Origin of the sequence: Streptomyces sp. NBC_01450 (assembly GCF_036227505.1) — a bacterium.
Classification (GTDB): Bacteria; Actinomycetota; Actinomycetes; order Streptomycetales; family Streptomycetaceae; genus Streptomyces.
In genome coordinates this window covers 699,083-711,786 of sequence record NZ_CP109481.1, presented here as the reverse complement: position 1 = coordinate 711,786, position 12,704 = coordinate 699,083, and the positions used below count along the sequence as shown (strand labels likewise).

Sequence of the window (12,704 nt, the reverse complement as noted above, 5' to 3'; positions counted from 1 at the left end):
CTTGGCGGAAACTTATGAGCGGTCTTCGTCCTTGTCAACGCTGTCTATATAGTGGGACATGAGCGAAACGCGCCGCTGTCCGGGTTACTTCACGAGGAGTCAGATCCCGTGTGGTGCTGTTACTGTTCCGGAAATTTTCGATTGGTTAACGGAATAACCGGACGGCGGCCTGCCGTCCCCGAACACCTTGCGAGGTCCCGTGCCCGCCTTCGACCTGGCCCCGGACGAGCTGGAGCGATACCGCCCCGTGCTCGATGAGCCCGCCGACTTCGACGCCTTCTGGCAGGACACCCTGAAGGAGGTGGAAGAGGCCGATCCCGTGGTGTCGGTGCGTGCCGTGGACACCGGCCTGCGGTTGGTCGACACCTGGGACGTGACCTTCCGCGGATTCGCCGGCGAACCGGTGCGCGCCTGGTACACGCGCCCCGCCGGGGTGTCGCACCCCCTGCCCGCCGTCGTCGAGTACGCGGGGTACGGCCGCGGGCGCGGGCTCGCGCACGAACGGATCACCTGGGCCGCCGCCGGCCACGCGCACCTGCTCATGGACAACCGGGGGCAGGGCGGCCAGTACGGATGCGGCGGCGACACCCCCGACCCGCACGCCTTCGCGCCCGGTGGTCCCGGCCCCGCCACGCGCGGCCTGCTCGCGCCGCACGACTACCACTACCGGCGACTGATCACGGACTCGGTGCGCGCGGTCGCCGCCGTACGCGCGCTGCCGGGCGTGGACGGCACGCGCGTGGCCGCGGTCGGCAACAGCCAGGGAGGCGGCCTCGCGCTGGCCGTCGCCGGCCTCGTTGCGGACCTCGCGGCGGTGCTGGTGAGCGCGCCGCTGCTGTGCGACATCCGCCGCGCGCTGGACCTCGCGGGAGCCGGTCCCTACGAGGAGATCGCCGCCTACCTCGCGGTACACCGCGAGGCCGGGGATGCCGCGATGCGTACGCTCTCCTACATGGAGGGTGCCTCCTTCGCGCGCCGAGCCCACGCCCCGGCGCACTTCGGTGTCGGGCTGCGCGACACGGTCTGCCCGCCCAGCGGCGCCTACTCCGCCTTCCACCGCTACGGCGAACTGACCGGCCGTACACCCCGCCGGGAGATCCACGCCTACCCCTTCAACGGGCACGAAGGGGGTGACGCGGTGCACGTGCGCAAGCAGCTCGCTTGGCTGCGCGAGGTGTGGGAAGACTGAGTGACTGACGTCCGCCCTTGACCGCTGACAGCGGCCCTGGGCGCCGGAAAGGCCGCTCATACCGATTCCTCCAACGGCCGCGCGGCGTTGGCCGACGACGGGGCGGAGACCGTGACGGTGCTGATACGGGCCTCCGTTCCGTCGACGTGGTGCACGGCTCCCGTGAGCCGGAGGGTCTCTTCGCTGATCACGTCACCAGCATCGCGCCGGACGCTGACGCGGATCTCACCGGGTTCGACGATCCGGCGCCCGTCGCGGTCGGTGAACGCCAACAGCCGCGTGGGCACGGCGAAGCGGACCCGGACGGACTGCCCCGGCTCCAGGAACACGCGCTCGAACGCCACGAGTTGAGCCAGTGGACGCGTGACGGAGGCCACGGGGTCGGACGCGTACAGCTGCACGACCTCCGCGCCACCGCGGTCCCCGGCATTGCGTACGGTGACCGCGCAGCGGATCACGTCGGCGGCGTCGACCTCGCGCGCCCCGACCGCGAAGTCCTCGTAGGCGAACTCCGTGTAACTCAGCCCGAATCCGTACCGAACCGGCGGTGCGGTGTCGATGCTGGTCACGGAACTCGCGGCGCCCAGCGGCGGATGCAGATAGCTGTACGGCTGGCCGCCGGCACCGCGCGGCAGGCTCATGGGCATGCGGCCGGACGGGTTGACGCGTCCGCTGAGCACGCCGGCGACGGCGGCCGCCCCTTCCTCCCCGGGGAAGAAGGCCTGCACCACGGCCGCGGCCCCGCCGAGCATCCAGTTGATCGCGTACGCGCGACCCGTCAGCAGAACCACGATCGTCGGGGTTCCGGTCGCGATGACCGCCTCGACGAGGGCCCGCTGCGCACCGGGGAGTTCGAGGTCGTCTACGTCGCATCCCTCCCCGCTCGTGCCCCGCCCGAAGAGCCCGGAGCGGTCACCCACCACCACAACGGCGACATCGGAGTCGTATGCCGCGGCGACGGCGGCCGGGATGCCTTCCGTGGCTCCGTCGTCCACGCCCGTTCCCTGCGCCGTGAGAATCTTGGCGCGGTCGAACTCACGGCGTATCGCGGACTCGACCGTCTCCACCCGAAGACCGGGTTCGATGTCGGGGTGCTGCGGCATCACGTGATTGATGAAGGAGTAGCAGCCGAACAGGGCGGGCACGGACTCCGCGTTCGGACCGATGACGGCGATGGTGCGGGGCGCCGGGGCGCCGTCGCCCAGGGGCAGGAGACCGTCGTTGCGCAGCAGGACCAGGGAGCGTTCGGCGATCGAGGCCGCCAGCAGCCGGTCCTCCTCCGTGTCCAGGTCGGGTGCCGGTCCCGAGGGGGGAGCCCAGTCCGCGTCGAGCAGGCCGAGTTCCGCCTTCTGCCTCAGGACCCGTTCCAGCGCCCGGTCGACGACCTCCATGGAGAGGCGGCCGTCGGCGATGCGCTCCTGAAGCGGCTGCAGATACGTGACTCCCGTGGGCAGTTCGACGTCGATGCCCGCGGTGATGGCCTGGGCCGCCGCCTCGCCTGCGTTCTCGGCGACCCGGTGCAACGTCTGCAGGAACGCCACGGCGAAGTAGTCGGCGACCACGGTGCCGTCGAAGCCCCACTCCTCGCGCAGCGTTGCGGTCAGACGACCGGCGCTGGCGGCGACGGGCACGCCGTCGATCTCCGCGTAGGAGTTCATGACGGAGCGCGCCCCCGCATCGCGCACGGCCACCTCGAAGGGGAACTCCAGGACGTCTCTGACTTCGCGTTCTCCGGCGTGCACGGGGGCGAGGTTGCGACCGGCCCGGGAGTTGGAGTACCCGACGAAGTGCTTGAGGGTGGCCACGATTCCCGCGCTCTGCAGACCGCGGACATAGGCGGCCCCGGTGAGCGCGACGTGGTACGGATCCTCCGAGATGCATTCCTCCACCCGCCCCCAGCGCATGTCCCGGATCACGTCGAGCACCGGCGCCAGCCCCTGGTGGATGCCGAGGCCCGCCATCACGCGGCCGATGCGCGCCGCCATCCGTTCCACGAGAGCCGGGTCGAAGGTGGCGCCCCAGGCGGGCGGCACGGGGTAGGTGGCGGCCTTCCACGCGGCCAGTCCGGTCAGGCACTCCTCGTGGACGATCGCGGGGATGCCCAGCCTGGTGTTCTTGCGCAGCCACTGCTGCTTGGCCGCCAACGCCGACAGTCCCTCGGAGGGATCCAGTGGCCGGGTGCCGTAGTGGCGGGTTATCTGGCCAAGACCCTGCGCGGCGAACTCAGCGAAGCCCTGCTCCACCGTGTCCATCGCGTCCTGCAGCGGAGCCACCGCACCGCCGTCACGGTCGACTCCTTGCCACAGGCCGACGAGTTGGGCGAGCTTCTCGTCCAACGTCATGGCGGCGATCAGTTCGGGGACGGCGACCCGGTCGTGGTCGAGCTCGACCGCTTCGTCATTGAGGGCAGACACGAATCACTTCTCCGCGTTCGGCGGGCTATCCCGCAACTCCCGGCACATACATGTCCGCAACCAGCTGCAAGAGTTGCGGAAGATCTGTGACGCGGACGTTAATTGGGGGTAAAAAGAGGCGTCAAGACCATGCTTCCAAACATGCGGCTCAGACGCTGTTTGCATGGGGCGGTGACGGAATATTCCGTCAATTATTGCGGGAATTTGCGGTACGGACGTACCGTCGGAGTGCTCTACGGGAGGGATCCGACATGACCGGTCGGGCAACGATGGCGGCGGTGGCCAAAGCGGCGGGAGTCTCCATCTCCACGGTGTCGCGGGTCCTCGCCGACAGACCGGATATCTCCGAGGAGACCCGCCGTCGCGTCACACGGGCGGCGAAGGAAACCGGCTATGTGCTGCGCAAGGGGCGCCAGCAGCCGCAGGACGGCATCCTCGACGTCCTCATCGAGGGGGTCACCTCGCCCTGGGCCGGGGAGCTCATATCCGGGGTGCAGATGGCCGCGTTCAGTCTCGGGTACACACTCGCGCTCACGTCCACCAGCCATCCGCGCTTCAGCATTCGCGACTGGATCGCCGTCCGTCGCACGCGCCCTACGGACGGCGTGATCCTCGTGCTCTCGCGAGCCCGCCACGACGAGATCGCCGCGCTGGCCGATCTGTCGGCGCCGCTCATCCTTCTCGACCCGGTGGGCACCAGCGAACCCACCATTCCGACGGTCGGGGCCACGAACTGGTCGGGAGGCGCCGCGGCCACCCGCCACCTCCTCGAACTCGGGCACCGGCGCATCGGGTTCATCGGCGGTCCCCCCGAGATCCAGTGCACCCGGGAGCGGCACGAGGGCTACCTCGCCGCGCACCGCGAGTTCTCGCTCGCCCCCGACCCCGCTCTCACCCGCTACGGGGACTTCCTCATCACCGGCGGTGTGGAACACGGCGCCGCGCTGCTCGACCTCCCGGACCCGCCCACCGCCGTCTTCGCGGGCTCCGACGGGCAGGCAGCCGGCGTCTACCAGGTGGCCCGCGCGCGGGGGTTGCGGATCCCCGAAGATCTCTCCGTCGTCGGGTTCGACGACACGGCGATCTGCACGATGCTCGCCCCTCCGCTGACGACGGTCCGCCAGCCCCTGGCGGAAATGGCGGCGGAAGGAGTACGGCTCATCGCGCAGGAGCAGGCACGGCCCGGCTCGTCGCTGGGGCGGCGGATCGAGCTCGCGACCTCGCTCGTGATCCGGGACAGCACCGAGCCGCCGAAGGCCGTCGGGGGGAACCCCTCGGCCGGCCCGGCGACCCCGTGAAGGAGACCGGGATGGACGGGCGGACGACCGTTCGGATGACCACGGTGGCCGAGATCGCCAACGTCTCGCAGAGTGCCGTCTCCAAGGTGCTCAACGGCCGACCGGGAGTCTCTGCCGAACTGCGGCGACGCGTCATGGACGCCGTCGAGGCAACCGGTTACCAGTGGCACCGCCGCGCACCGCGCCACGGATCGGTGGAGGTGGTGTTCGGCAGTGTGGGCAGTGCCCTCAACGCGCCGCTGCTGCGCGGGTTCTCCGCCGTGCTCCGCGCGGCCGGCCGGCCGCTCACGGTCAGCCATGCCGACGGTGCCCCCGACTGGCTGGAACACCTGCTCGCCCACCGGCCGGCCGGTGCCGTACTCGTCCTGTCTCCGGTCCCGCCCGACGTCCGGCGCAGACTGGCCGAGGCCCGTCTGCCCACGGTTGTCCTCGACACGATCGGCGACGCTCCCGCGGAGATGAACGCCGTCGGAGCCACCCAGTGGCGTGGCGGGGCGCTGGCGGCGCACCACCTCACGGGTCTGGGCCACAGGAGAATCGCACTCATCACCGGACCGCTGGACCTGGTCTGCTGTCGCGCTCGCTTCGGGGGGTATCTTTCGGCGCTGCGCGAGGCGAACATCCGCCCGGACCGCGCATTGATCCGTTCCGTGCGTTTCCAGGCGGAGCCTGCCCGGCGCGCCGCCCACACCCTTCTCGACAGCGACAGTGCCCCGACCTCTTTCGTTACCGGCAACGACCTTCAGGCCCTGGGCGTGATCGAAGCCTGCACCGAGCGCGGACTGCGGGTTCCGGAGGACGTCTCGGTGGTCGGATTCGACGACATCGACGCCGCGAGGTCGTCAGCCCCCGCTCTGACCACCGTGCGCCAACCGTTCGAGGACATGGCCGCCGAAAGCATCCGCGTACTGGGCAGTGTCAGTGACGACCCGTCACTGCCTCCCGTCCGACTCGACATGTCGGTGGACCTCGTCGTCAGGAAGTCGACCGGTCCGGCCGCCAAGGACGACGGCCGCAGGCTGTTTCCGCTCCTCGATGGGAGCTGAAGACCCGGCGGCAGCCGTTCCGCGTGAGGCGCACCGAAGCCCGTCCTGGTCAGTCGGCGCGACACTCCACGGAAAGTCGCCGAGTCGGCGCCGCGGCCGGCATACGGCGCCGCCGTGGATCTCAGCTCCCTCGCCCCGGTCGACGAGGTCTGAGTGGGCATTGAGCCTCGCGCTTTCGTGAAGCGTGGTGTCCGACGGGTGGTCAGACAAACGAAAAGTGCCTCTGACCAGCAAGAATGAGGATTGTCGAGGTCCTTGTTCCTGCCACCGCCGGAGGCACTTCCCAGGTGAAGAAGCGTATGGGGTCCTACCCGCGTGTCTGCGTCGAGGGTAGCGGCCGGGCGGCGGTCTCGCAGGCGGGAGGCGTCCTGCTAGTGGAAACGGCCGGAAGACCGGGCTGGAGCAGGCGATATCGGCGGCTCTGGCACCGTGGCGCAAGGCGCGGGCGATACACGATCCGGGGAAGATCCTGCTGGATGTAGTCCTGGCAGTCGCGCTCGGCGGAGACTGTCTGGCCGACGTGGGCATGCTGCGGGCCGAGCCGGCCGTGTTCGGTCCAGTGGCCTCCGATCCCACCGTCTCCCGCCTCACCACCGCCCAATTCGCCCTGGCCCAGCTGCCGAAGAACTACCGGCGCGGGCGTCAGACCCTGATCCGGACCGACTCCCGCGGCGGCACCCACGAGTTCGTGGCCTGGCTGGCCCAGTGCGGCTGGTGGCTGTCGTACTCGGTCGGCATGACCATCACCGAGCAGATCCCCCACGCCGTCCTGAAGGTTCCCGCCTCGGCCTGGACCGCGGCCACCGAACCCGGCGGAGAAGTCCGTGACGGCGCCTGGGTCGCCGAACTCGACGGCGACTGCCTCAAGGGCTGGCCGAAGGGAATGCGGCTGATCGTCCGCAAAGAACGCCCGCACCCCGGCGCCCGGTTGCGCTTCATCGACGCCGCCGGACTGCGGCTGACCTGCTTCGCCACCAACACCACCAGCGTCCCGATCGCCGCCCTCGAACTGCGCCACCGCCAGCGGGCGAGAGCCGAGGACCGCATCCGCGCCGCCCGCTCCACCGGCCTGCGCAATCTGCCCCTCCACGACATCGCCCAGAACCAGATCTGGCTGGAGATCGTCCAGCTGGCCCTGGACCTGCTCGCCTGGATGCCGATGCTCGCCCTGACCGGCAAGGCACGACTCTGGGAGCCCCGCCGCCTGCGGCTCCGCCTGTTCTCCGCCGCCGCCCAGCTCGTCACCACCGCCCGTCGCCGACACCTGAAATTCGCGACGCACTGGCCCTGGACCAACGTGATCACCCACGCGATCGAACGACTCCAGGCCCTCCCGAACCCAGGCTGACCAGCAGCGACCCACCCCTACGACCAGAACCCGCACACCGGAGCCGTGGAACCCGCGCCCACCCGACGCGACAGCCGGGCCACTGACCTGCCCGCACCCCATCCAACAAGCCGAAACGGCCCACCAGATGAACCGGCAAGCCGTCACGAAAGATCGAGGCTAACGATCACCTACTGGCGCAGGACACTAGGTTCTGTCCGGCGGATCTGGTGACTGCCTCGAATTCGGGTACTTGCGGGGTCGTGATCCACATTCTGATCTCCGGGGCCATGAGGCGTTGGCGAGTCGGACCCGAAGTCCGCGGTGCTGTCAGTCATGCCCCGCGAGCGCCTTGCTGCCCGACGCCCCGCACAAGCACCGGCGCCGCGCCGGCATCTTCAGCCAGAGCGGCGCCATCGGAGACATGGACCTGTATGGGAACGTTCAGGCGACCGTGAACCCCTCGAACGTGGCGACGCCCCGGGTGCCGGTCCAGCCGTTCGCCGCCGTCATGAAGACCCCGGCGTCCTGGCTGTCCGCCGCCCCGGCCGGCGTGGCGGTGCCGACCCTGGTCCAGTTGATGCCGTCCGTGCTGCACTCGCCGATGTACGAGCCGCCGGACCTGGTCAGCCGCAGTCGCACCGGCGCGGTGAACGCCCCGGAGAGCGCGATGGAGTCGAACCGGCCGTCGCCGTCCGCGTCCCACGACAGCGCGCACCCATTGGACGGCGTCACCGCGAGATTGACGTACCCGGCCGATCCGTCGTCCGACAGGTCGTTGCGCACGATGAGCCCGGCGCGCGCCCAACCCCCGGTGGCGTCCTGTGAGGTGACTGTCACTGTGGCGACCGAGCTGTCGCCGAAGGCGCCCGCCCGGTAGACCGCGCCGAACTCGTTCGTGGCGCCCCACAGATCCGCGCCGCCGCCCTCGACGGCCAGCGTGTCCCCGGACTCGCCGAACACCGCGTCGTTGAACGAAGCTGTACGGTATGGCGCCTCGACGCCTGTTCCCGCCAGCAGCCACACCGCTGCCAACGCCGACCCGGCGGTGGCGCCCGTCCGGTACGCCGCTGTTACCGGCACTCTGGACACCAGTTTCCCGGCGGCCGCCCCGGTCAGGGCGACCGTGAAGGACGCCGAGAACGACTCGCCCGGCGCCACTGAGGTGGCCGTCACCGCGCCGGCCGGCTTTGCCGACATGCCGTCCGGCGGGTCGACCGACAGCGTCACACCGGTCGCCGCCGCGAAGCCGTTGCGGTTGGTGAACGTCACGGTGACGGTGGCCGGCCGACCGGCCGACACCGAGCCCCGGTCGGATGAGGCGGCCAGGGTCGTCTGGTGGGGGTCGGCGGCCAGGGTGTCGCGGACCAGGCCGGCGAGCCGGTGCGCATCCCCGGCGGCCCGGACCGGGTAGGCATCGTGCCGGTGTGCCCAGGTGTCCTCCAGCGCGAACCAGTCGATGGCCGCGGGCTCCTTCCCCTTCTTCAGCGCCGCCGACAGCTCGTCGAAGTACGTACGCCAGCGCGTCAGATAGAGTCCGCCGACCAGCCCGGACCACTCCCGGTTGGCGTAGTCGTGCAGCCCCTCGTCGCTCTGCGCGCGGCTGCCCCAGGTGGTGATGATCGACCGTGCGTCGTACTCCAGTTGGTCCTTCTCGGCGCCGGTAGCGCCCCAGGACCGTGCGTCGGCCAGCCACGTCCCCAGCAGGTGCTGCTCACTGGTGGCCAGTACTCGGTCCATCAGCCGCATCCAGTCCAGCCACACCGCTGCCAGCTGGTCGAAGCGGCCCCGGTCCCCGGCCTCGTACGCCGTCTTGATCTGCGGCAGCAGTATCCGGCTGCGGTTGGACAGCACCTGCCGGGCCACGTCGGCCAGGTCGTACCGGTAGGCGGAGCCGGCGCGCAACGTGGCGGGGACGCGCAGCAGTTCGGTCAGGGCGGTGTCGAACACCGTGGTGTCGTACCGGTCGGACTCCGGGCCCCAGGCCGCTGCTTTGGTCGCGCCGAGACTCGGCCGGGCGCCGAACAGGCCGTCGGGGGCCTCGCTCCAGGAGTCGGCGCGCGTCATGTTGTACGCGGTGTCGCGGATCGTCCTCCATGCGGCGACGGCGTGCCGGTCGGCGGCGCCGTAGCGGGATTCCGCGTAGGCGGCGAACCAGTCGTCCAGGTCGATGCCGCCGGGCGTCCAGGCCAGGTCGGTCAGGAGCGCGAAGGCGGCGTGGTTGTTGTCGGCGGCCTCGGGCATCGCGGCGATCCCGGCGAGCGCGCTGCCCTCCTTGTCCCGCCACTTCGGGTACACGTCCACCCAGTCGGGAGCGTTGGCGCCGATCGGGGTATGGCCGCCGAAGTTCCAGATGCTGCCGAAGGCGTACGGAGTGCCGCCCCAGTCGCTCTCTCGGTCGGTCACCGTCGTATAGCGGTCCGACAGGCCGTCGACGACGAGCATCCGGCTCTTGTCAACGGCCTCCAGGATCGCCTTCGACGGGTTGGTCTGCCAGCCCAGGATCGCCCACACGGCACCCGGGTGCGCGGTCTGCAGCGCGGTCTCGACGGCCTTCGCGGCGTCGCCGACCGGTACGTCACCGGCGTTGCCGCCCTCGTGCAGCAGGTCCATCTTGTACATCGTGCTGTCGCCGAACCGCCGCGCCTGACTCCGGTAGAAGGCGGCGGCGACCTCGGTGAAGGCCGAGGTGCGGGGGTCGAGCCAGTCGGGGCGTTTGAAGGCTCCCCAGGTGCCCTGGGGGACGATCGCCGCGTCGCCGCCGTGCCGGTCGGTGAACCCGTCCGGCACGGTGCCGAAGTATCCCGGCAGTACCGGCGTCATGCCCAGCTCCCGCACCCGGCCGATGACCTTCTCGGCGAGGGCCGCCCGTTCCTCGATGAGCCTGCGGGACATCGGGCCGCCGAAACCGGACATGTTCTGCAGCAGCCACCAGGGCTGGTGGGCCGGGGCGGGGATCCAGGCCCGCACCTCGGCGTCGGAGTAGCCGAGCTTCCGGAACGTGTCGTAGTAGACCGCGTCGCCGCCGATGTAGACCAGCACCGCGTTGACGCCGTGCAGGGCGAGCACGTCGAGTTCCCGCTCCCACGCGTCCCAGTGCCGGTACGGCGCCGTGTAGCCCTCGTTGGTGTCGTTGAAGGCGAACCGGTGCGGTACGTTCGCCGATCCGCTGATCTCCCCGCCGGGCGCGGGCAGCAGCCGGGGGAGGTCCAACTGCTCGCCGTTCCAGGAGACGGAGGCGTGTGCGGCCTGTCTCAGGTAGCTGTGAAAGCCGGTGAGCAGCACCGCCGGGCTGGTGCCCTCGACGGTGATCTGCCCGGTCCGGCCGGTGACACGGAACCGGTCGCCCGCGCCGGTGACGGGGCGCAGGGTGATCTGCCGCTGGTGGTCGGGTACGAGCCGCCGCAGCGCGGCCACCGCGGGAGCCGGATCGAATCGGCCACCGGACGCGAACGCGCCCTGCGCGTGGGGCAGTAGCGTGGCGCCGCCCAGTACGACCGCACCCGTCAGTACCCGTCTGCGGGTGATGCCTCGGTTGTCGTTCATGAACGTCATGTCCTTCCCGGCGCTCAGGCGACCGTCATCGCGAACACGTGCAGAGTGGCGACACCCGACTGGAGACCGTCGCTCACGTTCGGCAGGACCAGAGACCGCAGCTCCTTGCCGGAGTCGAGATCGACGCCGAAGGTGTAGAGGCTGACCGGGTTGTCGTCGCGGCCCGTGGCGATGTGGCGGTATGGCAGCACGACGGACGCCGACGCGTTCGCCCCGTACCAGTCGGGGACGTCGACGGAGAACGCCTGCTCGGACCCGTCGGCGTAGACGACCTTGCCGTCTCCCTTGCCCGCGCCCCAGGTGCTGGTGCCGAGGAAGGCCAGCCGGGAACCCGAGCCGGACAGCAGCACGGTCTGCCCGGAGCAGATCACGTTGTCGAGGTTCCCGGGCCGGGTGTCCGGCCAGGTGAAGGTCACTCCGTTGTACGTGACCGCCGCCCCCGGGGTCAGCCCGGCCGCTGCCAGTGCCTGCGCGGACAGGCTGGACGCCGAACCGTCGATGTCGGCGACGGTGAGGGCGTCGTCGGAGGCGATGCCGGCGTTGTCGAAGGCGCCGGGAAGCGACCGGTACGGCAGCAGTACCGAGGAGGACACGCGGGTGCAGTCGGAGCTGCCGGGGCCTACGTCGAACAGGGCATGGGCCATGAACGAGACCTCGCCCTCGGCGTCGTCGGCGAGCCGGGTCCGCCACGTGCGGGTCGCCGCTCTTCCGGGCGCCAGGCGACCGAGGGCGGACGGCCGTCCGGTGCCGTTCACGGCGAGGTACAGAACGGTGCCTAGCAGCCCGACCGGGGCGGTGTTGGTGAGGGTGGCGGTCAGGGTCACGGCCGAGCCAGACGCTGGAGCGGACGGTGAGACGGTGAGCGAGACGGGCGGGGTGAGGAAGTCCTGGTCGGGGCGGAAGGTCTGACGGTGCGTCCGGCCGGTGCTCATGACTCCTCCACGGTGAAGTGGTCGAACACGGCCTGCACGGTCGTGCCCGGGTAGTTGAGGTTCACCGCGCTCGCCACCACCCCGGCGTCCAGGGCGCCGCTCGCGGACGGCACGGTCGCGCTGCCGATCTCGTCCCACGCCAGCCCGTTGCCGGTGGCGTACGCCGTGTACGCGGTCCCGGAGCGGACCAGCCGCAGCCAGGCGGGGTGGTAGGAGGCGCCGCCACCGGCCCAGGTGTCGAGATGCCCGTCGCCGTCGCTGTCGGTCATGAACTCCAGGCCGTAACTCTTCGACATGGTGAGCACCGCGTAGCCGCCCTTCTCCGGCGCCGTCAGGTCGTTCGCGACCGCGATCCCGTACTTGGCCGACGGGTTGTCGCTGCCGGTCAGGCTGACCGTCTCGACCTGCACCGCGCTGGAACTGGTGGCGGCGCCGGGAAGGTGGATGACGCCTTTCTCGTCCGTGCCGCCGGACAGGTCCCGGCCACCCGCCCAGATCACCAGCTGACTGCTGTACTGGGCGAAGGCCGCGCCGTCGGCGGTGGCGAAGGAGCGGTAGGGATCCTGCACCCCGACCGGCCGGTAGGGCACGGTGAACGTCCTGGCGGACCGGGCGCAGTCGGCGCTGCGCCCGGCGACGTCGAAGACGAGGTGCGCGGTGAACGACACGTTCCCGGCCACGTCCGTCGGCATCCTCGTCGTCCAGCTGCGAGTGATCTTCGCGCCGCGTCGCAGGTCGCCGAGCGGGATCGTCCTCGTCGCGGTCGTGGCGCCCGGATCCATCAGGTAAAGGACGGCGTTGCGGAGCGGAAACGGGCAGGTGTTGGTGAGAACCGCGGTGGCGGTCATCGCGTCGCCGCCCGCCGGGTCGGCCGGATCGGTGGTGACGGCCAGGGCGGGGCCGAGGGCGTCGAGCGCGGTCCCGGCCGTCGTACGCGTCATCA

General features: G+C 70.6%; 7 protein-coding genes and 1 pseudogene. 4 read left to right on the top strand and 4 right to left on the bottom strand.

Annotated features, from left to right (window positions below; translation table 11 throughout):
* The first annotated feature begins 199 nt into the window (after nt 1–199).
* A complete protein-coding gene (locus OG568_RS51560; protein WP_329537029.1) occupies nt 200–1,189 on the top strand; it encodes an acetylxylan esterase in 990 nt (329 codons plus the stop codon).
* A gap of 56 nt (nt 1,190–1,245) precedes the next feature.
* Here OG568_RS51560 and OG568_RS51555 read toward each other — a convergent pair whose 3' ends face one another.
* On the bottom strand, nt 1,246–3,531 hold the full coding sequence (locus tag OG568_RS51555; RefSeq protein WP_329538259.1) for a beta-glucosidase: 2,286 nt from the start codon (nt 3,529–3,531) through the stop codon (nt 1,246–1,248).
* A gap of 323 nt (nt 3,532–3,854) precedes the next feature.
* On the opposite strand from OG568_RS51555, the gene OG568_RS51550 reads away from it, so the two are divergent.
* From OG568_RS51550 to OG568_RS51540, 3 genes and pseudogenes are all read left to right on the top strand, one after another.
* Nucleotides 3,855–4,901, top strand: coding sequence for a LacI family DNA-binding transcriptional regulator (locus tag OG568_RS51550; protein ID WP_329537028.1), 1,047 nt, complete (start codon nt 3,855–3,857; stop codon nt 4,899–4,901).
* A gap of 11 nt (nt 4,902–4,912) precedes the next feature.
* Nucleotides 4,913–5,947: a LacI family DNA-binding transcriptional regulator gene (locus OG568_RS51545; protein ID WP_329537027.1), complete on the top strand. Its 1,035-nt coding sequence runs from the start codon at nt 4,913–4,915 to the stop codon at nt 5,945–5,947.
* Between the two features lie 287 nt (nt 5,948–6,234).
* Nucleotides 6,235–7,295: pseudogene (locus OG568_RS51540) on the top strand (transposase).
* A 423-nt stretch (nt 7,296–7,718) separates the two neighbouring features.
* Here the strand turns inward: OG568_RS51540 and OG568_RS51535 are convergent.
* The 3 genes from OG568_RS51535 to OG568_RS51525 are packed head-to-tail and all read right to left on the bottom strand — an operon-like array spanning nt 7,719 to nt 12,702.
* A complete protein-coding gene (locus OG568_RS51535) occupies nt 7,719–10,820 on the bottom strand; it encodes an alpha-N-acetylglucosaminidase (protein WP_329537026.1) in 3,102 nt (1,033 codons plus the stop codon).
* A gap of 23 nt (nt 10,821–10,843) precedes the next feature.
* Entirely contained in the window at nt 10,844–11,761 is a 918-nt protein-coding gene (locus OG568_RS51530) for a beta-glucosidase (protein ID WP_329537025.1), read from the bottom strand.
* Nucleotides 11,758–12,702, bottom strand: coding sequence for a hypothetical protein (locus OG568_RS51525; RefSeq protein WP_329537024.1), 945 nt, complete (start codon nt 12,700–12,702; stop codon nt 11,758–11,760). The genes OG568_RS51530 and OG568_RS51525 overlap by 4 nt, the downstream gene beginning before the upstream one ends.
* Nucleotides 12,703–12,704: the final 2 nt, after the last annotated feature.